Origin of the sequence: Novosphingobium sp. B 225 (genome assembly GCF_002198665.1) — a bacterium.
Classification (GTDB): Bacteria; Pseudomonadota; Alphaproteobacteria; order Sphingomonadales; family Sphingomonadaceae; genus Novosphingobium.
Genome location: NZ_MWLM01000059.1, coordinates 17,422 through 40,142 on the forward strand (window position 1 = coordinate 17,422; position 22,721 = coordinate 40,142).

The following is a 22,721-nucleotide window of genomic DNA, read 5'->3' on the forward strand; positions in this document are numbered from 1 at the left end:
CAAGCGCAGCCAAGCTGCTAGTCGCGCGCAATTCTGCCCGGGTCGCCCGGGTTACTGCAACGAAAGAGCACAGTCAGGCCATGAACAGCCCCGTTCTTCTTACCCTTGCCGCTGCCGCCGGTGCCGAAGCACCTCCGGCCTGGATGCAGTTCCTGCCGCTTGTGGCAATGGTCTTCGTCTTCTGGTTCCTGATCCTGCGTCCGCAGATGAAGCGGCAGAAGGAACTTCAGGCCAAGATCGGCGGCATCAAGAAGGGTGACCAGGTGCTGACTGGCGGCGGGTTCCTGGCCAAGGTGATCAAGGTTGACGATCATTACGCCGAACTGGAACTGGGCCCCAATGTGCGGGTCCGGGCGCTGAAATCGACCATCGCCGATGTGATCCCTCCGGGCGGCGTTGCCCCCGCGAACGATTGATCCGGCCTCCCTTGCAATTGGGACAATAACAGATGCTCGATTTTCCCCGCTGGAAACAGGCCTGGCTGTGGTTCGTCACGCTGGCCTGCGCGCTTGCCGCGCTGCCGTCGATCTTTTCGGTCGCCGGACTGGCCTGGCCAGCCGCGCTGCCTGACCCCAAGGTCAATCTGGGGCTCGACCTGGCAGGGGGCAGTCACATCCTGCTCGAAGCGAATGCCGACCAGGTTCGCCGCCAGCGCCTTGAAACCATGGAAGAAGACGTCCGCAACCGCCTGCGGCAGGCCGAACCGCAGATCCGGATCGGTGATATATCGACCAAGGACGGCTCGGTGACTTTCATGGTTGCCGATCCGGCGCAGGTCGATGCTGCGCGTGAACAGTTGCAGACGCTGACCAGCGGTGCCCAGCTTACCGGCCAGCGCGACTGGGACCTGCAGGTGCTGGATGGCAACCGCGTGGTCATGACCCCGACCGAAGCCGGGGTGCGCCAGGCGATCAACCAGGCAATGGACACTGCGACCGAAGTGGTGCGCAAGCGCATCGACGCACTCGGCACACGCGAACCGACGATCATCCGCCAGGGCGCGGACCGGATCGTGGTGCAGGTGCCCGGGCTGAAGGATCCGACCGCGCTCAAGAACCTGCTGGGGCAGACCGCCAAGCTTGAATTCAAGCTGGTTGATCAGGCCGCCCTGCCAAGTGAACTGGCCCAGGGCATCGTGCCGCCGGGTGACGAACTGGTTCCCTATGCCGATGCGACCAAGGGCACTGCGCCGATCGCGGTAAAGCGGCTCGGCGGAATCAAGGGCGATTCGCTGACCAACGCTCAGGCCAGCAACGATGACCGCACCAACGCCGCAGTGGTCAACATCACGTTCGATCAGCAGGGCGGGGCCAAGTTCGCCCGGCTCACCACCGAAAACGTCGGCAAGCCCTTTGCGATCATCCTGGATGGCAAAGTCCTGTCGGCACCGGTAATCGAGGAACCGATCTTGGGCGGTACGGCGCGGATTTCTGGCAGCTTCAACACTGAAAGCGCCAATCAACTGGCGATTGCGCTGCGATCGGGTGCGCTGCCGGTGGACCTGAAAGTGGTGGAAGAACGCTCTGTCGGACCCGATCTGGGGGCTGATTCGATCCGCAAGGGGATGATCGCGCTGGGTGTCGGCACGCTGGCGCTGATGGTCTTCATGCTGATGACCTATGGGCATTTCGGGATCTACACCAACGCTGCGCTGATCCTGAACACGCTGATGATCCTGGGGATCATGGCCATGGTCAACACCACGCTGACCTTGCCGGGGATCGCCGGCTTCGTGCTGACGATCGGTGCCGCGGTGGACGCCAACGTGCTGATCAACGAACGCATTCGCGAAGAACGCGCGCGGGGTCGCCGCGTGGTCCAGGCCGTGGAAATGGGCTACAAGGAAGCCAGCCGCGCGATCTTTGATGCCAATATCACCAATGTCATCGCCGCTGCGCTGATGTTCTTCTTCGGGTCCGGCCCGGTGAAGGGCTTTGCGGTGGTGCTGGCCATCGGCATCGCCACTTCGGTTTTCACCGCCGTCACGCTGACCCGGATGTGGGTCGCCAATTGGCTGCGCAAGGCGCGCCCGACCGATCTGGCGCTGTAAGGGAACTTGCGAAAGATGAAACTGCTCAAGCTTGTCCCGGACAACACCGACATCAAGTTCCTGCGCTGGCGGGTGCCGTTTTACATCATCTCACTGGTGCTGATGGCAACTTCGCTGACGCTGGTGCTGACGCGCGGACTGAACCTGGGGGTCGATTTCGTCGGCGGCCAGATGATCCGCGTCACCTTTGTCCAGACCCCGGCCGCGCCGGTTGCAGAACTGCGCGAAACGGTTGGCAAGCTGGGCTATGGTGAACCGATCATCCAGCAGTTCGGCAAACCGAACGAAATCTCGATCCGGATGAAGCTGCCGGAAGGATCGGATCACGATGCGGGCCTGGCCGATCAGATGGCGCGCAAAATCACCGCCGCGGTCAAGGCCGGGCATCCGGACGCGCGGATTGACGGGGTGGATTCGGTTTCGGGCAAGGTTTCGGGCGAACTGTTCAAGACCGGGATGATTGCACTCGGCCTCGCCATGGTGGCGATCTCGATCTACATTTGGATCCGGTTCGAATGGCAGTTCGGGGTGGGGGCGCTGTTCAGCCTGGTCCACGACGTAACGCTGACCCTGGGGCTGTTCGCGCTGACCCAGCTGGAATTTGATCTCAATATCGTTGCCGCGCTGCTGACGCTGATCGGCTATTCGCTCAACGATACCATCGTGGTCTATGACCGGATCCGCGAAAACCTGAAGAAATACCGCCGCATGCCGCTGCCTGAGCTGTTGGACCTGTCGGTCAATGAAACGCTTAGCCGCACGATCGTGACCTCCTTGTCGGTGCTGATCACCCTGCTGGCATTGTTGCTGCTGGGGCCTGACGTGATCTTTGGCTTTACCGCTGCGATCACGCTGGGGATCTTCGTCGGCACTTATAGCTCGATCTACATGGCCGCGCCGATCCTGATCTGGCTCAAAGTTACCTCGGCCAGCTTCGTGCCGACCGAGAGCGCAGTGGAGCGGCAGGAGCGAATGGCCCGCGAACGGAGCTGATCAGCGCCCCGTCAGGCGTTGCCAGTATTCCACCAGCGCTGCGGCATTCGCCTCCCAGCTGAACGGTTCCGCCCCGCGCAGCACGTCAGCGCGTGCAGGAGGATCGGCCAGCAATTCGCTCACCTCGATCGCAATTGCCAGCTTGTCGCGCGCGGCGAACCGGCCCCAGGCGGGGTCGGTCAGCAGTTCGCGAGCGCCGGGGATCGGGGTGGTGACCACCGGGGTGCCGCAGGCCAGCGCCTCGACCCAGGCATTGGCCAGGCCCTCGCTCGCAGTTGGCAGGACAAAGACGTCCGCCGCGCTGAGCAGCCAGGGCAGGTCGCTGTGCGGCACTGGGCCCAGAAAGTGAACCCGCTGTTCCAGCCCCAGTTCGGCGGTGCGGGCGCGCAGCATGGCTTCATCCGCGCCGCTGCCGGCCAGCAGCAGCTCGGCCTCGGGGATCAGGTTCAGGGCTTCGATTGCAAAGACCTGTCCCTTGCGCGGGATAAGCGCACCGACGCAGGCCAGCAGCGGCTTGCCTTGGGGTAGTGCCAGCCGGGTGCGAGACTCTGCCTTGTCGTGCGGCCTGAATACCTGCCGATCCAGCCCCGTGCGGTGGATCGTGATCTTGTCACGCGGAATGCCGAGTTCGGCCATGTCATCGGCAATCCCGGCCGCCACGGCGAGCAGGCCGGTGGCCAGCAGTCCCGCATCAAGCACTTGCGCGACAGTGCCAGGGTCCTTGCCCCAATGGTGAATGTCCGCCCCGCGCGCTTTGATCGAAACCGGCAGGCCCAGCTCCCTGCCGATCCGCACTGCCGCTGCGCCATCGGGGTGAAAGAACTGGGCATCTACCAGGTCGAACGGACGCTCTGCATGGAGCTGCCGGGCGAGGGGCAACACGGCGCGCGCCACGGCCCCGGCATTGAACCGGCCGCCGATCCCCGGCAACAGCAGGAAATGCGGCCGCAGCACCGGCACCCCGCCGCGGTTCTCCGTCCGCGCAATCTGGCGCAGCGGGGCATAACGCGGGTGTAGTGAAAGCGGGAATGGGGGCAAGCCCAGCGGATTGATCAGCGTCAGGTCCACATTCCCGCGCCGCATCACTGCCTGCATCTGGCGTTCAACAAAGACCCCGAAGTTGGGTGTGTGATCGTTGGGATAAAGCGTGCTGAGCGACAGCACGCGCAAGGGCCGTGTCACAGTTTGCGCACCAGCATTTCCGCGCCTGCCAGCCAGGCCGGATTGTCAATCACCACTTGCCGCGTGCCTTGCCCCGGGGGAAGCAGCGCGACGCGGGTGTCATCGCGGTCAATCATCCGGCCAAAGGCAAACCGGCCGCCGGGGCGCGGCGCCAACACATCGCGGTTGAGCAGCCGGACATAATCGTCTGGCCCGACCTGGCGGCACCAGACCTGGTCACCGGTGCGGTATTCGCCCGCGCTGGCTTCCACCGCCATGGCCACCAGCACGCCATCACCCGCCAGCGCCGTGGGCAGGATCGCGTCACGCGGCTCGGTCAGGGCTTCGGCGCCGTGCTCGGTAAAGCGGGCGACATAGCGCAGCGCCTGCTCTTCCTCGCCCCGCACCAGCAGTTCGGGATCGACTTCCAGCGCCTTGGCGATCCGGTTCATCCAGGTCAGCGATAGCTGTCGCATGCCGGTTTCCAGCCGTCCGATCGTTTGCGCGGTGGTGGGCGGGCTGCAGCGTTCGGCCACATCGGCCAGGGTCCAGCCCTTCTGGCGGCGAATATCACGGATGCGGTTGATCATGCTTTCAGCAAATCCTTCCGATCGCCATTGCTGCGCTGCGCTCGCAATGACGAGATGCGAAAATAACCAATATGGTTTTTTCTCTTTCCTACAACATGACGCATTTGGCAAGCCCGTGTTTCGATTCGAATTGGGAAAGAAAGGGAGCCTGCGATGAAGCCGATCCTGAAAGAGGTGGAACTGACCAAGGCCGGACCCGCTCGCCGCGCTCCGCGGCGCGGGCGGCGGACGGTTCTGCTCAATCTGGCGGAAAGCCCGCTTGGCTGGCTGCATGCGCGCGGACTTGTCAGCGATGGTCAGCTCGCCGCCGGGGAATGCCTGCGGCGTGACTGGGAATGGGCGCAATTGTCCCCTGGCGTGACGATGCGCTGGGAAGAAGGGCGGGTGCAGGGCGGCAGAGAACGCGGGCTTAACCCCACTGAACGGCAGATTTCGGCACGCCAGCGGTTTGACGGCGCGATCGCGGCGGCAGGACCGGGTTTGTCCGACATCCTGTGGCGAGTGGTCTGCGCTGGTGAAAGCGTACCCAATGCCGAACGCGCGCTGGCCTGGCCGGTGCGCAGCGGCAAGCTGGTGCTCAAGCTGGCGCTGGACCGGGTTGCCGCGTTCTATCGCATTCCCGGGTGACGCTTCATCGGCCCGCCCGTGCGCTTCGTCGATTAAGCTTCCCGCTGGCCCGCAGGCACGGCACAACGTTGCCTTGGGCTTCAGGGAGACAGAACATGGATCGGCGGCAATTTATCGCATCGGGCAGCGCGGCGGCTTTGGCTCTGGCAGCGGAACCGGTTCTGGCGAAGGGCAAGGCACTGGGCGGGGACGCGCGCCTGGCGTCAACGCTTGATGCCGTATTCCATGACGGGATCTCCCATTCGCCCGAATATGCCACCTCGCTCGGGCTCGACAAAGGCAAGCTCGCGCCGCTCCGCGCGCAGCTTTCGCCCGCCACTGCCGCCGAACGACAGAGCGATCTGGCGCGCAACCAGAAGTGGGCGCGGGCGCTGGCGGCGATCAATCCGGCCACGCTGACTGCCACCGGCAAGCGCAACCGTGCGCTGGCGCAATATATGCTGGAACAGCGCAGCCTGGCCGCGCGCGATTTCGGGCTCGATTCGGTTCAGCGGCCCTATCGCCTGTTCCAGCAGGGCGGGGCCTATTTCGAGACACCGGACTTCCTCAACGCCACGCACACCATCAGCACCGCTGCCGATGCAGAGGCTTACCTGTCGCGCCTCTCCGCTTTCGCACGGGTTCTGGATGAAGACACCGCCGAGCAAAAAGCGCAGTCCGCGCGCGGGTTTACCGCACCTGGCTGGTCGATCGATCTGACTCTGGGTCAAATGACCAAGCTGCGCGCACCCGCTGCGGCGGACAGCAGCATGGTCCATTCGCTCGCCAGCCGGGCCAAGGCCAAAGGTGTTGCAGGGGACTGGGCGGCGCGCGCAGCGAAGATCGTGGAAAGCGCGGTCTATCCCGCGCTCGACCGGCAGATGGCGCTGATGACGAAGCTGCGCGGCGAAACTGTGGCTGGCGATGGCGCCTGGCGTCTGCCGCGCGGGGCCGAGATTTATGCCGCCGCGCTCAAGCAGGCGACCACCACCGACATGACGCCAGAGCAGGTCCACCAGGCGGGTCTGGATCAGGTCGCCGATATCAGCGCCCAGCTTGATGCAATTCTGAAGGCTGCTGGGCTGACCCAAGGCAGCGTGGGTGAGCGGTTGACTGCGCTAAACAAGCAGTCCGATCAGCTCTATGCCAACGACGATGCGGGCCGCAAGGAATTGATCGACAGCCTGAACGCAGGGGTAGCGGCAATGTGGGGCCGGTTGCCCAAGGCCTTTGGCAACGTGCCGCGCCAACCGTTGGAAATCCGCCGGGTGCCAGTGGATATCCAGGACGGTGCCAGCAACGGCTATTACAACCGCGCGTCATTGGATGGCAGCCGGCCAGCGATTTACTGGATCAACCTGAAAGACGTAGGAGATTGGCCGAAGTATTCGCTGCCCGCGCTGACATTTCACGAAGGAACGCCGGGCCATCATTTGCAGGGCTCTTACGCCCAGCTCGCTGGCGATTTACCCATGCTGCTCCGCAACAATTTCATCTCCAGTTATGGCGAGGGCTGGGCGCTCTATGCCGAGCAGTTGGCCGACGAACTGGGCGCCTATCAGGGGATCGAGCGGGCCGGTTACCTGCAAAGCTTCCTGTTCCGCGCCTCGCGGTTGGTGATCGACACCGGCATCCACCACAAGCGCTGGAGCCGCGAGCAGGCAACTGATTACATGGTCGCCACCACCGGTTTCGCCCGCCCGCGCTGTCAGCGCGAGGTGGAGCGGTATTGCACCCAGATTGGGCAGGCATGTTCCTACAAGATCGGTCACATGGCCTGGGTCAAGAATCGTCAGAAAGCGCAGGCCGCGCTGGGTGACAAGTTCAGCCTGCCGTGGTTCCATGAAGTGTTGAAAGAAGGCGTGATGCCGCTTTCGATGTTGGAAGCACGGATCGACGAGCGGATCCGGGAGCGCATGGCTGCGGGGTGATTTACCCCTCCACCTGCTCCGCCAGTTCCAGCCAGCGTTCCTCCGCCGCGTCCTTTTCGGCGCGGGCGGTCTCAATGGCCTTGGTCAGGGCGGCGAACCGGGCGGGATCGCGGGTGTAGAGCGCGGGATCGGCCAGCGTCGCTTCGTCGCGGGCGATCTGGGCAAGCAGTTCCTCGATCCGGCCCGGCAGCAGATCGTAATCGCGCTGGTCCTTGTAGGAGAGCTTGCCCTTCTTCGGCGGCGGGGGAGGCGCGGGTTCGGCGGCGGATTTAGGCGCGCTTTTGGACGGAACATGGCTGCGCTGGCGCTGCTTTTCCCAATCCGCATAACCGCCCGCGACCACATCGACCTTGCCGCTGCCGTCGAGACCGAGCGTGATCGTGACCGTGCGGTCCAGAAAGTCACGGTCGTGGCTGACGATCAGGACAGTGCCGTCATAATCGGCGATCACTTCCTGCAACAGGTCGAGCGTTTCAAGGTCAAGGTCGTTGGTCGGCTCGTCCAGCACCAGCAGGTTGCTTTTGCGGGCAAATTCGCGCGCCAGGAGCAGACGGCTGCGTTCGCCGCCGGAAAGGGTGCCGATCCGCGCCTCGACCAGACCGGGATCGAACAGGAAGTCCTTGAGATAACCCTGGATGTGCTTGCGTTCCCCGCGCACGTCGATCCAGTCGCCGCCCTCGGCCAGAATGTCGCGCACGCGTTTTTCGGGTGACATCAGGCTGCGCTGCTGGTCGATCATCACCCCGTGCAGCGTCTTGGCGAGTGTGACCGTGCCCGAATCCGGTTCCAGTTCTCCGGTCAGCAGCCGCAGCAGGGTAGTCTTGCCTGAACCGTTGGCGCCGACCAGCCCGATCCGGTCCCCGCGGGTGATCCGCAAGGTGAAGTCCTTGATGATCGTGCGCTCGCCAAACCGCTTGGTGACTTTGTCCGCCACAATCACGGCCTTGGTCTTCACATCGTCGGTGGCGAGTGCGAGCTTGGCCCCGCCCTGGGGGCTGAGCATGGCGGCGCGGGTGGCGCGCATCTCCCACAGCTTTTCCAGCCGACCCTGGTTGCGCTTGCGCCGCGCGGTGACGCCGCGTTCCAGCCAGTGCGCCTCTATCTTCAGCTTGGCGTCAAGCTTGTCGGCAGCGCGGGCTTCCTCGGCATAGATGGTTTCCATCCAGGCTTCGTACCCGCCAAAGCCCACTTCCTTGCGGCGCAGGCTGGCGCGATCGAGCCACAGCGTTGCTTTGGTCAGCCGGGTCAGGAAGGTCCGGTCATGGCTGATGACCACGAACGCACCTTTGTAGCGGCTGAGCCAGTCTTCCAACCAGTCAATCGCGGCCAGATCGAGGTGGTTGGTCGGTTCATCCAACAGCAACAGGTCAGGTTCGCTGGCCAGCGCGCGGGCGAGGGCGGCACGGCGGCGTTCGCCCCCGCTGGCGCTATCGGCGGTGCGGCTCATGTCGATCCCGAGCTGCCCGGCGATGGCTTCCACTTCGTGCCGGGGCGGGGCATCGGGGCCGGACAGGGCAAAGTCCATCAGCGTGGCATAGCCGGTGAAGAACGGATCCTGTTCCAGCGTGACGATCCGCGTGCCCGGCTGGACCGAGCGCTTGCCTTTGTCCGCCTCAACCTCGCCGCCGATTAGCTTGAGCAGGGTGGTCTTGCCCGCGCCGTTGCGCCCGATCAGCGCCAGCCGGTCGCGCGGGGCGATGGCCAGGTTCAGATCCCTGAACAGCCAGCCGCCGCCCTGTTGCAGGCCCAATTGTTCCCAGGAAAGGATCGGAGCGGCGGCCATGGTCGGGGCGCACTAGGGGTGACAGCCTGCGTTGACAAGCCGCGATCCGCGCGTGAGAGGGGAGCCATGCGTACAGTCTGGCTCAACGGCACATTTGTTCCTGAAACCGAGGCCAAGGTCTCGGTGTTCGATCGCGGGCTCAATTTCGGGCAATCGGTCTATGAAGTGACGCCGGTGTTGGACGGGCATTTCTGCAATTGGCCGCACCATCAGGCGCGATTGGAGCGGTCGATGGCGCTGGCGCGGATCGTTGATGACACCGATTGGCAGCCGGTGCTGACCGAACTGATCGCGCGCAATGGTTTGGTCGAGGGGCGGGTCTATCTGCAAGTCACGGCCGGTGAGGCCCCGGACCGCGCTTTCCCGCTGCCCGATCCGGCCATTCCGGCAACCCGGATCGCCTTTACCCAGGCGGACCGGCTGCTCGACAATCCGCTGGCCGAAACCGGGCTCAGGATCGTGCTGCGCCCGGACCTGCGCTGGCAGCTTCGTTCGGCCAAGACCACGCAATTGCTCTACGCGGTGATGATGAAGGCCGAAACGCGTGAGGCCGGGGTGGACGATGCCTGGCTGGTCGAGAACGGCGTGGTGACCGAAGCAACCAGTTCAAACGCCTACATCATCGACGCGCACGGGGTGCTGGTATCGCATCCGGTCGATAGCGGGGTGCTGCCGGGGGTGACGCGGATCGGGGTGGCCTCCATCGCCCGCGAGTTGGGCCTTGCAGTGGAGGAGCGGCCCTTTACCCCGGACGAGCTGTTCGCCGCGCGTGAGGCGTTCAGTTCCGGGGCCGGGACGCTGGTGCTGCCGGTGGTCGAAGTGGATGGCCGCCCGATCGGCTCTGGCGCGCCCGGGCCAATTACCGCAGAATTGCGCCGCCGCTACGTTGCCTTGCTGAAAGCGCAATGACTTATTCACCGCTTGTTCAAGGCTGCAGGGCTAGATCGCATCACATGAACCGCCAAGTTGCCTTTTTCGCCCTTGCCGCGCTGACCCTTGCCGCCACGCCTGCTCTGGCCGGTCCGGGCGGTGAGCAGGGCCAGGTCCGCAAGGAAGCGCGCGCCGGGAATGTGCGCCCTCTGCGCGATATCGAAGGGCGCGTGCTGCCCGCGATGGGTGGTTCGCAGTACCTTGGGCCAGAGTATGATCCCACCGCATTCGTCTATCGATTGAAGTTCATTCGCGATGGGCGCGTGATCTTTGTCGATGTTGATGCCCGAACTGGCGATATCCTGCGCCAGACTCGTTGAGCCTTTGGCCGCTTGCGCCTATAGCACTGCCAACAGCCCATTCGCCCAGCACAGGGGAACCCTTACATGCGCATCCTGATCGTCGAGGACGAACCCACCCTCGGCAAGCAGCTCAAGTCCACGCTCGAGGCGAACGGCTATGCCGTGGACCTGTCGGTTGATGGTGAGGACGGGCACTTCATGGGCTCGACCGAGGACTATGACGCGGTCATCCTTGACCTCGGCCTGCCGGAAATCGATGGGCTGACCGTGCTCGGCATGTGGCGCAAGGAAGGCCGCAAGTTTCCGGTACTGGTGCTTACTGCACGCGACAGCTGGTCTGACAAGGTCGCCGGGCTTGATGCCGGGGCGGACGATTATCTGGCCAAGCCGTTCCAGACCGAGGAACTGATCGCCCGCCTGCGCGCTCTGATCCGCCGCGCATCGGGCAATACCAGCAGCGAACTGATCGCGGGCGACGTGCGGCTGGATACACGTTCGGGCCGGGTCACGCTGAACGGCGAGCCGGTCAAGCTGACCGCGCAGGAATACAAGCTGCTGTCCTATCTGCTGCACCACAAGGGCAAAGTGGTGAGCCGGACCGAGCTGATCGAACACATCTATGACCAGGATTTTGACCGGGATTCGAACACGATCGAAGTGTTCGTTACCCGCATCCGTAAAAAGCTTGGCGCCGATGTGATCACCACGATCCGCGGGCTGGGCTACAGCCTGGACGATCCGTCGGTTTCGCGCGGTTGAACGCTGCATGAGCGAGACGGAATCGCCGCCTCGCAACGAGCTTGGCGCGCAGCACACCGGATCGCTGTCGCGGCGGATGATGCTGATTGCGGCGGGGTGGATCACCGTCCTGCTGCTGCTGGGTGGGGTGGCGCTGGACCGCACGCTGGTGGGGCTGGTTACCCGCAACTTTGACAACCAGCTGGGCTACATGTTGACCGCGATGATCGGTTCGGCCGAAGTTGGTCCGGATGGCGAGGTGTTCTTCAACCGGCCCTTGGGTGACCAGCGCTTCCTCGAACCGAGCAGCGGGCTCTATTGGCAGATCAGCGGCACCGGGCACGAGGATTTCCCCTCACGATCGCTGTGGGACCGCAGCCTGAAGGTGCAGGGCGGCCATATCGATACCGCGCCCCATACTTATGACAGCGATCAATTTGCGGGTGAGCCGCTGCGCATCATGGAACGGTCGATCGTGTTGCCCGGCAGTGAGACCAAGTGGTGGTTCACGGTTGCCGAAAGCCGCAAGGAACTGGATGACCAGATCCGCCGGATCCGCTCGATCTTGGGCTGGTCGTTCGTGGTGTTGGGCTTGGGGCTGTTCCTGATGGCCATGGCGCAGACCTGGTATGGCCTTGGCCCTTTGCGCCGGGTGCGTCTCGCGATCCAGCGGATGCGTGCGGCCGGTGCCAACCGGGTGACCGAGCCTTTGCCGCTGGAAGTGCAGCCGCTGGTGCAGGAACTCAACGCATTGCTAGCCCATTCCGAACGCCAGGCGGAAGAGGCGCGGACCCATGCCGGAAACCTTGCCCATGCACTCAAGACCCCGCTGACCGTGGTGATGAACGCCGCCACGGCCCATGCGGCGGACCTGCCCGAAACGGTGATCCGCGAGGCGGCGGTGATGCGCCGGCAGGTCGATCACCACCTTGCCCGCGCGCGCGCCGTTGGCCGCCGCGCAGCGGGACAAGCGCGCGCCAATGTCAGCGAAAGCGTGGAAGCGGTGCTGCGCGCTGTCACGCGGCTGTATGACAAGGCGCGGTTCGATCTTGACGGCAAGCGCGATGCGCAAGTCGCGATTGAGCGGCAGGACCTTGACGAAATCCTCGGTAACCTGATCGAAAACGCGGCTAAATATGGCGGCGGTTCGGTGTTTGTCACAATCGACCCCACGGCTGAGGCCGAGTGGTGCGAGGTCTGGGTCGAGGATGACGGTATGGGCATCCCCGAGCAAGAACGTACCCGCATCTTTGATCGCGGCGCGCGACTTGATACCGGCAAGCCCGGCACCGGGTTGGGCCTTGCGATCGTGCGCGATGTCGCGGAAATCTATGGTGGATCGGTCAGTCTGGATGAGAGCGAGGATCTGGGCGGGTTGCTGGTGAAATTGCGGCTGCCACGGGTGAAAGGACAGAAATGATGCGTAAGCTGGCAATTGCCGCTCTGGCCATTGGGCTTGGGGGTTGCAACATGGTGGTGTCAGAAAAGCCTTGGTTTGCGGCAAGCGAAGCGGCGCTGCCGGGACTGCGCGACGGACTTTGGGCCAATCTCAAAGGATCAGACTGCAAGTTTGATCCCGCGCAGGCGATGCAGGATTGGCCGGATTGCGCGCAGCCGATGCTGGTGGAAGGCGGACGCTATCGTGGGCCGAGTATGGGCGCGGACGACGAAAAGGGCCAACTGGCCGATGTGACGAAGTGGGACAAGATCGATCACGTTCTGGTTCCCGGCGATCCGTTGATTGATCAGATCGACATGAGTTCGGGCAAGAATGCCGGGCCGCAGGGGGAGAGCAAAGGCTTCCTTTACATCGCGGCGCGGATCCTGAAACGTGACGAGGAGGGGCGCGGTATCGAGGTCCTGCGCTGGCCAGTCGCTTGCGGACCGCTGCCGAAGAAACTGCCCAAGCGCAAAGGTATGCCGAACCCGAGTGATTTCGTGTCCAAACAGCCATTCCCAGGCCTGACGGTCAAGGATTCAGTCTGCACCGCCGCAGACATCGCGGCCCTGCGTCGCGCAGCCGCGCTCAGCGAAAAGATCGCCGTGCCCAACAAGACTCCTCCGATCACCAGCCGCTGGGTGCGCGAGCGGGCGGACGGGGGTTAAGCCTACTTACCCTGCTTCTTGGCCAGCGCCGCCTCGGTTGTGCCAAGCAATTTGGCCAGCTTGGCGCGTTCAGCCTTGGTCAGGTCCTTGTAGGTCCGCGGTTTGGGCAGGCCGGCGGTGGCTGCTTCAACCTTGCCCATGATCGCGGGCATCTGCTGCATCAGGGCCGGAGTCAGCTCCTGCATCTTGGCCATCACTGCCGGATCCATGAACAGCAGCATTGAGTTGGCGGCATAGTCCTGCCCGGTGGGGGTGGCGAAGAAGTTGTTCAGATCGGCGAGCTGCTGCGGTGTGAAATGCTTGGCATAGGCCTGAGTCAAACCATCGCGCACCGCTGGTTCGAACTGGCTCATCACCGTGGTCATTTCACCCATCATGGTCTTCATGAACAGGTCCATGCGCTGCTGGTACGCCGGATCGATGATCTCCATCATGTCCTGCAGCGTGCCTTCGCCCATGCCCTTGAGCTCGTCTTCACTGAGCCCGCCGATCTTGGCGAGATCGCGCATTGGCAGCTTGCCGACCCCGTCCATCACGCTGCCCATGATCGCGTCCATCGATCCGTTCATGATCCGGGCATAGGTGCCGATTGGAAAGACCTTGTCGATCACCGGCGCGGCGGCGGCCAGCCGTGCCGCATCGATCGGCGCTTCCGCAGCGACGGCGGGCGGGGCCGCCATGGCCGGATCGCTTTGCGCCCAAGCGGGAGCGGACAGGCCCAGGGCCAGTGCGGCAAACAGGGCAGGGCGCTTGATCACGGTGTAAATCCTTCAGTTTGTTTCGAACAAGATATCGAAATTGAGCGCGGTCTTGCCGGCTACGGCGGCGGTCATGTCCCCGCCTGCAACTTGCGCCGCGACCCGGCCGAGATGGCCCATCACGCTGCCGTACAGAGCCGAACCCAGGCTCACCCGTTTAACCCCGGCAGCGGAGAGATCGGACAAGGCGCCAAACCGTCCCCATGGCCCCAGCAACACGTTGACGGGCCTCGGCGCCACGGCCTGCACCACGGCGCGGATCGCGTCCATATCGGGCAGGGCGGGGGCATAGAGCACGTCCGCGCCCGCTTCGGCAAAGGCGGTCAGGCGGCGGACGGCTTCGTCCAGATCGCCCTGGCCGTGGAGGTAGATGTCGGTCCGACCGGTCAGCACGATCCGGCCCTTCGCCGCCTTGGCCGCCGCCGCGATCCGTGCGACGGCATGGTCAAAGGCATGGATCGGATTCGCCGGATCAGCGGTGGTGTCCTCGATCCCCACGCCCGCCAGCCCCCCGGCAATCGCGGCCTCGACTGTCGCTACGCAATCTTCGGGGGAGGGTCCGAACCCGTCCTCCAGATCGCCGTTGATTGGCAGGCCGCTCGCCAAGCCGAGCAAAGTGCCATTCGCCACCGCCTCGTCCCGGCTGACCGCGTGATGGCAGTCAGCCCGGCCCATCCCGTGCGCAATCGCCGCGCTGGAAGTACCCAGCGCCTGAAACCCAGCCTCCCGCAGCACCACTGCACTGGCCGCGTCCCAGGCATTGGCCATGACGAAAGCCTCGGGCCCGTCGTGCAGTGCCATGAAGCGGGTGTAGGCTTCAGCCTGGGTCATGGCGGGTTCCTTTATTTGGCCCCCTGGGCCTGTTCGTGGTGGCGGATCACTTCGTCGATGATGAAGCGGATGAATTTTTCGCCGAAATCGGGATCGAGCTGGGCATCTGCCGCCAGTTTGCGCAGCCGCATGATCTGCCGTTCCTCGCGCCCGGGATCGCTGGGCGGGAGCGAGACCTGCGCCTTGTATTCGCCTACCGCCTTGGTGATGCGGAAGCGTTCCGCCAGCATGTGAATCAGTGCCGCGTCGATATTGTCGATGCTGGCACGGAAATTGGCGAGAACCGGGTCGGCTGGAGTCTGGGTCATGCGATTTGCGCTAGCATGACATTTTCGCCATTTCCATTGCTGCCTTTGCACTTGCCTTCACGCGTTTGCGGGGGCAAGGGCCAAGCCCGATGAGCGCCGAAGTGATCCCCCTGCGCCCGCGCGCGGCAGAGCCCTCGCTGCAACCCATGCTGTCGCTGACGGCGGACGGGATGAACGCGGTCAACGCGGTGATCCTGGACCGGATGCAAAGCCGCATTCCGCTGATCCCCGCACTCGCCGGGCACCTGATCGCGGGTGGGGGCAAGCGGATGCGCCCAATGCTGACACTGGCCGGTGCGGCGCTATGCGGTTACGAAGGCTCGCGCCACTACAAGCTCGCTGCTGCCGTGGAATTCATCCACACCGCGACCTTGCTCCACGACGATGTGGTCGATGGCAGCGAACTGCGCCGGGGCAAAAGCACCGCCAACATCGTGTTCGGCAATCCCGCCACCGTACTGGTCGGCGACTTCCTGTTCACCCGCAGCTTTGAACTGATGGTGGAGGACGGCAGCCTGAAAGTGCTGAAGATCCTTTCCAACGCCAGCTCGGTGATTTCGGAGGGCGAGGTCGACCAGCTCACTGCTGCACGCCAGATCGAAACCAGCGAGGACCGCTATCTCTCGATCATCGGCGCCAAGACTGCTGCGCTGTTCGCCGCCGCCACTCGGATCGCAGCCGTGGTTGCCGAAAAGAGCGAAGCGGAGGAGCGCGCGCTAGAGGATTACGGTCGCAACCTGGGCATTGCCTTCCAGCTGGTCGACGATGCGATGGATTACGATTCCGAAGCCAGCGAAATGGGCAAGGGCAAGGGCGACGACTTCCGCGAGGGCAAGATGACCCTGCCGGTGATCCTGGCCTATGCCCGCGGCAGCGAGGATGAGCGCGCGTTCTGGCGCGATGCGATTCTGGGCCACCGCAGCAGTGACGCCGATCTGGCCCATGCGGTGGAACTGATTGCGCGGCACGACACTGTCACCGCCACCCGCGAACGCGCCCGCCACTATGCCAGCCGCGCGATCGATGCGATCGCGATGTTCCCGGCCAGCGAAGCCAAAAGCGCGATGGCTGAGGCCGCGCTGTTCGCGGTGTCGCGCCGGGCTTGAGGCCACTGGCAATTCGTTGAAATTGCGATAGTCTCGGCTCCAGAAGGGGGGCGATGCGATGTTACGCGAGCTGGCCTTGATTGCTCTGCTGCCGCTGCTGCTGCCTGCACCCGCAGTCGCGCGCACGACCTTGGACGTGGCGACGCCGATTAGTGCAATCACTGTGATCGACCCGGCGCGCGACAAGCGCGAGGCTAAGCTTAAGCGCAAGTTCTGCCGCCGTGCCAAAGCGGCGCATGGCAAGCTGGAACGGCTGTTGCCGCTGCGCGCGGAAGAGCAGGGGCGTGAAGAGGAACTGGGCGGACTGTTGCTGCGCGGCGAAATGGGCTGTCCCAAGGATGCTGATCTGGCGATTGCCATGGTCAGCTTCGGCCAGTCCATTGCCGACATCTTGCAGGGATATCCGCGCTACCTCGCTTCAGAGGCCTTCTTCCGCAGCAAGCGTGGACGACCCGAAGACCTTGCCCGTGCGGAGGATATCGCCCGTATCATGTGGTTGCGCGATGGCCCGGTCTATCCCGGCCTGCCGCCGCACTGGACCGCACGGGAGCGCGCCGATTGGCTGGGCCGCGACGAAGTCTGGGCGGCATTGGGCGATTCAACGCGAACAGACCTGCGCCAGCGCGGCCTGCGGCGCGAGTTGCTGCTCGATCGGCAATCGCCACGGTTCGATCCGGTTCGCGCGCTTGCCGAGCTGGAGCAATCGAACCAGTCTGAAGATCAGCTTTACGCGGCGCAATTGCTGCTGACGGGGGAGGTTGTTCCGGCCGATCCGGCGCGCGGCGAGGCCTTGTTGTGGCGCGCGGCGAAATATCACGGTCCGGCGCTGAAAGTGCTGCTCGATCGGATCGGCCCACGGCTGGGCGGCAGCGATGGCGCGGAGCGCGGCGCGCTGACTGCGCGGCTGCGCAGCGATATCTACAATCGCGATGATCCGGCGCTGCGCCAGCGGCTGGCCGACCTGCTGCTGCCGGGACTGACCGCGCCGCAATTCAAGACTCAGGCCGATACCGCCTGGCTGCTGGGCGATTTGGTCAGGAACGGCCAGGCTTCAGCCCAGGCACCGCTGCTGGCATGGATCGAACGCGCGCTTAAATCGCGGCAGGACCTGTCGAATGGCGAGACGCGTTCGATGCTCGGCTGGCTGGTGGGCAGCGGTTCGGTTGAGGCCCGCGCTGTGCTGGACCGCGATGTGGCGCGCACGGGTGGCTTGGTCGATGGCGGACTGCTCACCCCCAATCCGGCCAAACCATACCCGCTTGAAAAGCTTTTCACGCCCGATGACTATCCATTGCGTGCATTGCGTGAGGAGGTTGAGGCTGTGGTGCAGGGCTGGGCAGTGATCTCGCCGGATGGCCGCGCCGTTGATGTGCAGGTGACCAGTCAGCCAGAGGGCGGCACGATCACTGCGATCGTCGCAACAACCCGGGGGATCATCCAGCGGCGGCTGCGGCGGCCCTATGCCGAATGGCCCGGGCGATACGTGAAAGTGCAGTTACCGCCGATCCAGTACCGCCTGCCTGAGTGTGGCACAGGCAAGCCGCCAACTGCGGCAGTGCCCGGCGCGATTGTGATCGAAGGAACCTGCCGCCGGCCGCCGGTCTATTCGGTCACGTTCGTCGACTGACTTCACCCCATCGCCATCCCGCCACACCTTGCCGTCAGCCGCCCCACCGCTGCGGCGGGCTGAAGGGCGGATTCATTTGGATTTAACCACGCCAGCCGCACTGTTTCCGGACTTGGGGGCCACCGATTGTCTTAACAGATCGAGGGCCGTAAAATGCTGGAATATCATAACTCTCGCCCCGCCGCAGTGATTGGTCCGATGGGCCGCCTGTTCACCCGGGAAAGCCTGCCGCCGCGCGATACGACCCGGTGGGTGGCCAGCCGCAAGGCGCAAGTCGTTGCCGCAGTGGAAAGCGGCATGATGACCGTGGAACAGGTCATGGCGCGTTATAACCTGTCGTACGAGGAATTCGCCAGCTGGCAGCACGCGATGGATCGTGCCGGGGTGTCTGGCCTGCGCATCGCCGCAGTTCAACGCGACCGGGCTGAGCGCCGCCGCCATGCCAAGTCCACGCCGCTGCGGCTGATCCCGGCCTGACTTAACCCTTGACCACGGCCTTGCCGGGCGGCACCGGTTGCGATCGAAAACCTGATCGCTTCCGGGAGAATTGATTGATGCAACACCGCCGCCTCGGCAAGTCCGCGATCGTCGTGTCCGATATCTGCATGGGCACGATGACCTTCGGCAGCCAGACCGATGAAGCCGCCGCGCTGCGCATCCTGGATCAGTGCTTTGAGCGGGGCATCGATTTCTATGATACCGCTGAAGGCTATCCCGTGCCGCCCGATCCGAAATGGGTTGGCCGGACGGAGGAGATCGTCGGCAAGTGGCTCAAGACCAAGCCGCGCGATGCGATCATTCTGGCCACCAAGGTGTCCGGCCCCAGCCACGTCTGGTTCCGCAGCCCCAAGCGCCAAGGCATGACCGCGCTTGATCGCCGCAACATCATGGTCGCGGTGGAAGACAGCCTGACCAAGCTCGGCACCGATTACATCGACCTTTACCAGACCCACTGGCCCGACCACGATTTGCCTTATGACGAGACGATGGAAGTGCTCGACGAACTGGTCCGCGCGGGCAAGGTGCGGATCACCGGCTGCTCGAATGAGACCAGCTGGGGGCTGATGAAATCGATCCAGACAGCCGAACGGCTGGGAACTGCCCGCTACCAGACGATCCAGAACAATTTCAGCCTGAACAACCGCCGGTTTGAGGATGAACTGGCGCAGGTCTGCCGACAGGAAGGTGTTAGCCTGATCCCCTATTCGCCGATCGCGGGCGGGGTGCTTTCGCGCAAGTATCAGGACGGTGCACGGCCCGATGGGGCGCGGTTCAGCCGTTATCTGGCGATGGAAGGGCGACAGGCCGATATGGGCAAGCGGTTCGTCAATGAACGCTCGCTCGCCGCAACCGCCCGCTTTGCGGAAGTCGCCGCCGAAGCCGGGATGAGCCCGGTGACCATGGCGGTTGCGTGGTCCAAGCAACACGATTTCGTCGCCTCGACCATCGTTGGTGTATCAAAGGAAGACCAGCTGGCCGAAATCTTCGCCGCCATCGACATGGTCCTGCCTGCCGATGTGATGCAGGCCATCAACAAGGTCAGCCGGGAGATCCGCTATCCGATGGGTTAGGCAGGGTTATCCCTGCCGCCACGCCGCCAGAGCCTGATCGAGATCGGCGATCAGGTCTGCGGGGTCTTCCAGCCCGATCCACAGCCGCACGGCATGGCGGTTGTCGGGATCGATCCCGCGCGGCGGCCAGGGCAGTATATCACGATCACGCTCAGGGTGGCTGCCCAGCGCCAGGCTTTCGAACCCGCCCCACGAATAGCCGATCCCGAACAGGTTCAGCGCATCGACCAGCCGGTCGCGCGCAGCCAGATCGCCGCCTTGCATGATAATCGTCATCAACCCGCAGCCGCCGGTAAAGTCTCGCTTCCACAGGTCGTGACCGGGCGATCCTGGCAGCATCGGGAACAACACAGCGGCCACTTCCGGGCGGTGCTGCAGCCACTCGGCAATTGTTAGCGCACTGGCGCTGGAGCGTTCCAGCCGCAAGGCCATCGTGCGAAGGCCGCGCAGGGCCAGCGCGCAGTCATCCGGTGGGGCCTGCTGGCCCAGCATCAGCGAGCGCTTGCGCAGGCGCGGGTAGTATTCGGCATTGGCGGTGACGCTGCCCAGCATCAGGTCCGAATGGCCGCCCACATGTTTGGTTAGCGCCAGGATCGACATGTCTACCCCGTGGCGGATGGCCTGAAAACCGGTTGGTCCGGCCCAGGTATTGTCCATCAACACAGCCAGCCCGCGCGCCTTGGCGGTCTGGGCCAGGGCGGGGATGTCGCACATCTCCATCGATACGCTACCCGGGGCTTCCAGCAGCACGGCGCGGCTGCTTTCCGCGATCATCGAGGCAAATCCGGCCACATCAAGCGGATCGAAGAACCTGACGGTAATGCCGTAGTCCCGCAGTGCGTGGACCGCGATGGTCCGGCTGGGATCATAGGAATTGTCCGAAACCAGCACTTCGTCGCCAGCTTTCAGCACGCTGAGCAGCGCCATTGCCGGAGCCGCGAGACCGGTGGGGTAGAGCATGGTCCCAGCCGCACCCGGCTCCAGCTCGGTCAGGGCATCGGCCAGGGCCCACTGGGTCGGCCCGCCACGCGCGCCATAGTGGAACACGCCGTCCTGGTTGACACGCAGCCCGGCCTGCTGTGCGGCGCTGTCTTCATACAGGTGTGTGCTGGCGCGAACGACCGGGGGATTGACCACTGGCCCCGTCCATTCCGCCCGCCGCCCGGCGGTGACGAGCCGGGTGGCGGGGGTGATGCTATCGGGAACCTGTTTGGCCACTTAAGCCTTCACGGCCTTGGGTGTATCGGGATCGGCACCCCATTCGGTCCAGCTGCCGTCATACAGCGCCATGTCTTCTTTGCCGAGCAGGTGCATGCCGAACAGGAGCACGCAGGCAGTAACCCCGCTGCCGCAGCTGGTGACCACGGGCTTCGCCAGGTCCACGCCCGCCCCCTCAAACGCGGCCTTGAGGCCCGCTTTGTCCTTGAAAGTGCCATCGGCATTGTAGAGGTCGAAGAAGGGGACGTTGTACGAACCCGGGATGTGGCCGCTGGCGATGCCGGGGCGGGGATCTTCCTCTGCACCGGACCAGCGCGCCGCGCCGCGTGCATCGACCACCTGTTCGTCCTTGCTGTGAAGATTGGCCAGCACGTGTGCCTTGGTCCGCACGCCCGAATCGTCCTGCCAGGCGGTGAAGTGGCGGTGGCGCAGAGTTTCCTTGCCCTGGGTCAGCGCGCGGCCTTCGGCCTTCCACTTGGCCAGACCGCCGTCCAGAATCGCCACGTCGTGCGCGCCGAACATCTTGAGCATGAACCAGGCCCGCGCGGCGGTTTTTACCGCGCTGTCATCGTACAGCACGATCCGGCTGCCATCGCCCAATCCCAGCGACTGCATACGGCTGGCGAACTTTTCCGCGGGGGGCAGCATGTTTTCGATCGGGTTGCTGGTGTCGGTCAGATCGCCCAGGTCCATATAGACCGCACCGGGAATGTGCCCGGCTTCATATTCCGCCTTGGGATCACGCCCGGTTGCAGGCAGATGCTTTGTACAATCGACGATCCGCAGATCGCTGGCGCCCATTTCGTTTGCCAGCCATTCGGTCGAAACCAGACTTTCCATAATGCGTATGTCCTCCACAGGTGCACGGGGCGCGGTTCTTCACCGTCATAGCAGCGCTCCTCTTCGCTGCAGTTGCGAACACGGTATACCCGTGCAGGCCACGCGTCGAGAGGGGATGTGGGGGATTTTTTTGGTCAGGCGACCGCGCGCTGGCCAATCCGGCTGTAGGTGCGCGGGCCAAGGTCGAGGCGGAACGGACGCAGCGCCGCGCCAGCCTGTTCCGGCAGTTCGCCGATAACAAAGGTCTGGGCCATGACTTGCACTCCGCCATCCACCCGGAACCGTGCAAGCGGGACGAAATAGGCGGAACTGCCCGATCGTATCGGGGTGATGTCAGCCAGCGAAAGACGCAGGTCGCCGGTGAATTCCACACTCTCTCCAGGGGCAAGATCAACTTGCGCATGGCGCAGTTCCATTCGCTGCACCGGGTTTGCGATTTGCTGTTCCACCGGCAGAGAGGCGTGGGCCGACACCATGTCGGCCTCGATCGCCAGGGCGGCCAGCGGCGCTGCGCCGTTGTTGGTCAGCCGCAAGCTATAGCTCAGCGTGGTTGCCATCAGCGATGCGGTCAGTCGCCGCACTTCCAGTGTCAGCACCAGTTCGGTAGGTGCAGGAGAGAGCGCGGGTTCGGGCAAGGGGGTGGTGGCCGGCTCTGGTTCGACCACGGCTGCAGGCTGGCGGGCTGGCTGCGGATCGGGTTCAGGTTGCGGCACGACCGGCGGCTCGAACGCGATTTCCGGCTCACTCAACCGACGCCTGCGCCACCATAGCAGCGCACCGGTTCCGGCAAGTAGAGCCAGCGCTCCGACAAGCCAGGGGCGCCAATCGAACTCGGTCCCAGCTGCCGAAGCGGCTTGCGGCCCGGGCAGGATGACTGGCGCGGCGCTGGGTGACGGGGAAAGCTGTGGGGCAGGGGCAAGGTTGGGGGTAAGGCTTGGCTGCGGTGCGGGCGCATTCTGTGCGGGCAGTGGCACGGTGGCTTGCGGCGCGGCGGTGCGGACCGCGCGCGGAGCGACGGCGGCGGGCCGTGGCTGTGCCGTGGGGGCCGCGCTGGGTGCGGTGCTGGGGACTGCCGGTTCAGGCGAAGAGGCGGTGGTGGCGCTGGCCCGGGGGCGAGGCTGGCTGATCGTCGGATCGCTGGGATCGACCGGCCCGGCGGCACGCGACGTGGGGGTGCCGGTCGCTCCTGGCAGGCGATAATCGTTGGCGGATTGGGCCAGAACCGGTCCCGAGAGCATGCCTGCCATCAGCAGCATTCCCGAGCCCAGTCGT

23 protein-coding genes are annotated in these 22,721 nt (G+C 64.4%); 14 read left to right on the forward strand and 9 right to left on the reverse strand.

Going from position 1 to position 22,721, the window contains the following annotated elements; genetic code table 11:
* Positions 1 to 80: 80 nt before the first annotated feature.
* From yajC to secF, 3 genes are read left to right on the forward strand one after another with little or no spacing between them, the layout of a single operon-like run.
* Positions 81 to 416: a preprotein translocase subunit YajC gene (gene yajC / locus MNBBLIKP_RS10705; protein ID WP_088310248.1), complete on the forward strand. Its 336-nt coding sequence runs from the start codon at positions 81 to 83 to the stop codon at positions 414 to 416.
* 32 nt (positions 417 to 448) lie between these two features.
* Positions 449 to 2,050 (forward strand): protein translocase subunit SecD, encoded by a 1,602-nt coding sequence (gene secD, locus MNBBLIKP_RS10710; RefSeq protein ID WP_088310249.1) that lies wholly within the window; start codon positions 449 to 451, stop codon positions 2,048 to 2,050.
* Positions 2,051 to 2,065: 15 nt separating this feature from the next.
* Positions 2,066 to 3,043 (forward strand): protein translocase subunit SecF, encoded by a 978-nt coding sequence (secF, locus tag MNBBLIKP_RS10715; RefSeq protein ID WP_088310250.1) that lies wholly within the window; start codon positions 2,066 to 2,068, stop codon positions 3,041 to 3,043.
* Here the strand turns inward: secF and MNBBLIKP_RS10720 are convergent, their stop codons facing one another.
* Both MNBBLIKP_RS10720 and MNBBLIKP_RS10725 read right to left on the reverse strand, forming a co-directional pair.
* Positions 3,044 to 4,225 carry a glycosyltransferase gene (locus tag MNBBLIKP_RS10720; RefSeq protein ID WP_254913005.1) on the reverse strand — a complete coding sequence of 394 codons (1,182 nt, stop codon included), beginning with the start codon at positions 4,223 to 4,225 and terminating at the stop codon, positions 3,044 to 3,046. It abuts the gene before it with no gap.
* The gene (locus tag MNBBLIKP_RS10725; protein WP_088310252.1) at positions 4,222 to 4,794 is read right to left on the reverse strand and encodes a helix-turn-helix domain-containing protein; all 573 of its coding nucleotides are present in this window, start codon (positions 4,792 to 4,794) and stop codon (positions 4,222 to 4,224) included. Before MNBBLIKP_RS10725 ends, MNBBLIKP_RS10720 begins: the two co-directional genes overlap by 4 nt.
* 153 nt (positions 4,795 to 4,947) lie before the next feature.
* On the opposite strand from MNBBLIKP_RS10725, the gene MNBBLIKP_RS10730 reads away from it, so the two are divergent.
* Together MNBBLIKP_RS10730 and MNBBLIKP_RS10735 are read left to right on the forward strand one after the other, a co-directional pair.
* Positions 4,948 to 5,421 carry a DUF6456 domain-containing protein gene (locus MNBBLIKP_RS10730; RefSeq protein ID WP_088310253.1) on the forward strand — a complete coding sequence of 158 codons (474 nt, stop codon included), beginning with the start codon at positions 4,948 to 4,950 and terminating at the stop codon, positions 5,419 to 5,421.
* Positions 5,422 to 5,516: 95 nt separating this feature from the next.
* Entirely contained in the window at positions 5,517 to 7,331 is a 1,815-nt protein-coding gene (locus MNBBLIKP_RS10735; RefSeq protein ID WP_088310254.1) for a DUF885 domain-containing protein, read from the forward strand.
* 1 nt (position 7,332) lies between these two features.
* Here MNBBLIKP_RS10735 and MNBBLIKP_RS10740 read toward each other — a convergent pair whose 3' ends face one another.
* A complete protein-coding gene (locus tag MNBBLIKP_RS10740; protein ID WP_088310255.1) occupies positions 7,333 to 9,114 on the reverse strand; it encodes an ABC-F family ATP-binding cassette domain-containing protein in 1,782 nt (593 codons plus the stop codon).
* A gap of 66 nt (positions 9,115 to 9,180) precedes the next feature.
* On the opposite strand from MNBBLIKP_RS10740, the gene MNBBLIKP_RS10745 reads away from it, so the two are divergent.
* From MNBBLIKP_RS10745 to MNBBLIKP_RS10765, 5 genes are all read left to right on the forward strand, one after another.
* Entirely contained in the window at positions 9,181 to 10,023 is an 843-nt protein-coding gene (locus tag MNBBLIKP_RS10745) for an aminotransferase class IV (protein ID WP_088310256.1), read from the forward strand.
* 44 nt (positions 10,024 to 10,067) lie between these two features.
* Positions 10,068 to 10,364, forward strand: a complete 297-nt coding sequence (locus MNBBLIKP_RS10750; protein ID WP_088310257.1) for a PepSY domain-containing protein — start codon at positions 10,068 to 10,070, stop codon at positions 10,362 to 10,364.
* A gap of 66 nt (positions 10,365 to 10,430) precedes the next feature.
* Positions 10,431 to 11,105: a response regulator transcription factor gene (locus MNBBLIKP_RS10755; protein ID WP_088310258.1), complete on the forward strand. Its 675-nt coding sequence runs from the start codon at positions 10,431 to 10,433 to the stop codon at positions 11,103 to 11,105.
* 7 nt (positions 11,106 to 11,112) lie between these two features.
* Positions 11,113 to 12,504 (forward strand): sensor histidine kinase, encoded by a 1,392-nt coding sequence (locus MNBBLIKP_RS10760; protein ID WP_088310259.1) that lies wholly within the window; start codon positions 11,113 to 11,115, stop codon positions 12,502 to 12,504.
* A 50-nt stretch (positions 12,505 to 12,554) separates the two neighbouring features.
* Positions 12,555 to 13,190 (forward strand): hypothetical protein, encoded by a 636-nt coding sequence (locus tag MNBBLIKP_RS10765; protein ID WP_140420589.1) that lies wholly within the window; start codon positions 12,555 to 12,557, stop codon positions 13,188 to 13,190.
* A 2-nt stretch (positions 13,191 to 13,192) separates the two neighbouring features.
* Here MNBBLIKP_RS10765 and MNBBLIKP_RS10770 read toward each other — a convergent pair whose 3' ends face one another.
* From MNBBLIKP_RS10770 to MNBBLIKP_RS10780, 3 genes are read right to left on the reverse strand one after another with little or no spacing between them, the layout of a single operon-like run.
* Positions 13,193 to 13,948, reverse strand: a complete 756-nt coding sequence (locus MNBBLIKP_RS10770) for a DUF2059 domain-containing protein (protein ID WP_088310261.1) — start codon at positions 13,946 to 13,948, stop codon at positions 13,193 to 13,195.
* Between the two features lie 12 nt (positions 13,949 to 13,960).
* Positions 13,961 to 14,779, reverse strand: a complete 819-nt coding sequence (locus tag MNBBLIKP_RS10775; RefSeq protein ID WP_088310262.1) for an isocitrate lyase/PEP mutase family protein — start codon at positions 14,777 to 14,779, stop codon at positions 13,961 to 13,963.
* An 11-nt stretch (positions 14,780 to 14,790) separates the two neighbouring features.
* Complete coding sequence (locus tag MNBBLIKP_RS10780; RefSeq protein WP_088310263.1) at positions 14,791 to 15,087, reverse strand: chorismate mutase; 297 nt, start codon at positions 15,085 to 15,087, stop codon at positions 14,791 to 14,793.
* Positions 15,088 to 15,176: 89 nt separating this feature from the next.
* On the opposite strand from MNBBLIKP_RS10780, the gene MNBBLIKP_RS10785 reads away from it, so the two are divergent.
* From MNBBLIKP_RS10785 to MNBBLIKP_RS10800, 4 genes are all read left to right on the forward strand, one after another.
* Positions 15,177 to 16,193 carry a polyprenyl synthetase family protein gene (locus MNBBLIKP_RS10785; RefSeq protein ID WP_088310264.1) on the forward strand — a complete coding sequence of 339 codons (1,017 nt, stop codon included), beginning with the start codon at positions 15,177 to 15,179 and terminating at the stop codon, positions 16,191 to 16,193.
* A gap of 58 nt (positions 16,194 to 16,251) precedes the next feature.
* Positions 16,252 to 17,820, forward strand: a complete 1,569-nt coding sequence (locus tag MNBBLIKP_RS10790; protein WP_088310265.1) for a hypothetical protein — start codon at positions 16,252 to 16,254, stop codon at positions 17,818 to 17,820.
* Between the two features lie 153 nt (positions 17,821 to 17,973).
* Positions 17,974 to 18,297: a CtrA inhibitor SciP gene (gene sciP, locus MNBBLIKP_RS10795; RefSeq protein ID WP_088310266.1), complete on the forward strand. Its 324-nt coding sequence runs from the start codon at positions 17,974 to 17,976 to the stop codon at positions 18,295 to 18,297.
* 77 nt (positions 18,298 to 18,374) lie between these two features.
* Positions 18,375 to 19,391: an aldo/keto reductase gene (locus MNBBLIKP_RS10800; protein ID WP_088310267.1), complete on the forward strand. Its 1,017-nt coding sequence runs from the start codon at positions 18,375 to 18,377 to the stop codon at positions 19,389 to 19,391.
* 6 nt (positions 19,392 to 19,397) lie between these two features.
* Here MNBBLIKP_RS10800 and metC read toward each other — a convergent pair whose 3' ends face one another.
* The 3 genes from metC to MNBBLIKP_RS10815 all read right to left on the reverse strand — a co-directional run bounded on the left by metC (position 19,398) and on the right by MNBBLIKP_RS10815 (position 22,696).
* Complete coding sequence (gene metC / locus MNBBLIKP_RS10805; protein ID WP_088310268.1) at positions 19,398 to 20,609, reverse strand: cystathionine beta-lyase; 1,212 nt, start codon at positions 20,607 to 20,609, stop codon at positions 19,398 to 19,400.
* Entirely contained in the window at positions 20,610 to 21,449 is an 840-nt protein-coding gene (gene sseA / locus MNBBLIKP_RS10810; protein WP_088310269.1) for a 3-mercaptopyruvate sulfurtransferase, read from the reverse strand.
* 134 nt (positions 21,450 to 21,583) lie between these two features.
* Positions 21,584 to 22,696, reverse strand: a complete 1,113-nt coding sequence (locus MNBBLIKP_RS10815) for a hypothetical protein (protein WP_140420590.1) — start codon at positions 22,694 to 22,696, stop codon at positions 21,584 to 21,586.
* Positions 22,697 to 22,721: the final 25 nt, after the last annotated feature.

What these genes read in the sequence shown, in the direction of transcription:
- yajC (WP_088310248.1), top strand. Translation starts at nt 81, where the DNA reads ATGAACAGCCCCGTTCTTCTTACCCTTGCCGCTGCCGCCGGTGCCGAA.
- secD (WP_088310249.1), top strand. Translation starts at nt 449, where the DNA reads ATGCTCGATTTTCCCCGCTGGAAACAGGCCTGGCTGTGGTTCGTCACG.
- secF (WP_088310250.1), top strand. Translation starts at nt 2,066, where the DNA reads ATGAAACTGCTCAAGCTTGTCCCGGACAACACCGACATCAAGTTCCTG.
- MNBBLIKP_RS10725 (WP_088310252.1), bottom strand. Translation starts at nt 4,794, where the DNA reads ATGATCAACCGCATCCGTGATATTCGCCGCCAGAAGGGCTGGACCCTG.
- MNBBLIKP_RS10730 (WP_088310253.1), top strand. Translation starts at nt 4,948, where the DNA reads ATGAAGCCGATCCTGAAAGAGGTGGAACTGACCAAGGCCGGACCCGCT.
- MNBBLIKP_RS10735 (WP_088310254.1), top strand. Translation starts at nt 5,517, where the DNA reads ATGGATCGGCGGCAATTTATCGCATCGGGCAGCGCGGCGGCTTTGGCT.
- MNBBLIKP_RS10740 (WP_088310255.1), bottom strand. Translation starts at nt 9,114, where the DNA reads ATGGCCGCCGCTCCGATCCTTTCCTGGGAACAATTGGGCCTGCAACAG.
- MNBBLIKP_RS10745 (WP_088310256.1), top strand. Translation starts at nt 9,181, where the DNA reads ATGCGTACAGTCTGGCTCAACGGCACATTTGTTCCTGAAACCGAGGCC.
- MNBBLIKP_RS10750 (WP_088310257.1), top strand. Translation starts at nt 10,068, where the DNA reads ATGAACCGCCAAGTTGCCTTTTTCGCCCTTGCCGCGCTGACCCTTGCC.
- MNBBLIKP_RS10755 (WP_088310258.1), top strand. Translation starts at nt 10,431, where the DNA reads ATGCGCATCCTGATCGTCGAGGACGAACCCACCCTCGGCAAGCAGCTC.
- MNBBLIKP_RS10760 (WP_088310259.1), top strand. Translation starts at nt 11,113, where the DNA reads ATGAGCGAGACGGAATCGCCGCCTCGCAACGAGCTTGGCGCGCAGCAC.
- MNBBLIKP_RS10765 (WP_140420589.1), top strand. Translation starts at nt 12,555, where the DNA reads ATGGTGGTGTCAGAAAAGCCTTGGTTTGCGGCAAGCGAAGCGGCGCTG.
- MNBBLIKP_RS10775 (WP_088310262.1), bottom strand. Translation starts at nt 14,779, where the DNA reads ATGACCCAGGCTGAAGCCTACACCCGCTTCATGGCACTGCACGACGGG.
- MNBBLIKP_RS10780 (WP_088310263.1), bottom strand. Translation starts at nt 15,087, where the DNA reads ATGACCCAGACTCCAGCCGACCCGGTTCTCGCCAATTTCCGTGCCAGC.
- MNBBLIKP_RS10785 (WP_088310264.1), top strand. Translation starts at nt 15,177, where the DNA reads ATGAGCGCCGAAGTGATCCCCCTGCGCCCGCGCGCGGCAGAGCCCTCG.
- MNBBLIKP_RS10790 (WP_088310265.1), top strand. Translation starts at nt 16,252, where the DNA reads ATGTTACGCGAGCTGGCCTTGATTGCTCTGCTGCCGCTGCTGCTGCCT.
- sciP (WP_088310266.1), top strand. Translation starts at nt 17,974, where the DNA reads ATGCTGGAATATCATAACTCTCGCCCCGCCGCAGTGATTGGTCCGATG.
- MNBBLIKP_RS10800 (WP_088310267.1), top strand. Translation starts at nt 18,375, where the DNA reads ATGCAACACCGCCGCCTCGGCAAGTCCGCGATCGTCGTGTCCGATATC.
- sseA (WP_088310269.1), bottom strand. Translation starts at nt 21,449, where the DNA reads ATGGAAAGTCTGGTTTCGACCGAATGGCTGGCAAACGAAATGGGCGCC.
- MNBBLIKP_RS10815 (WP_140420590.1), bottom strand. Translation starts at nt 22,696, where the DNA reads ATGGCAGGCATGCTCTCGGGACCGGTTCTGGCCCAATCCGCCAACGAT.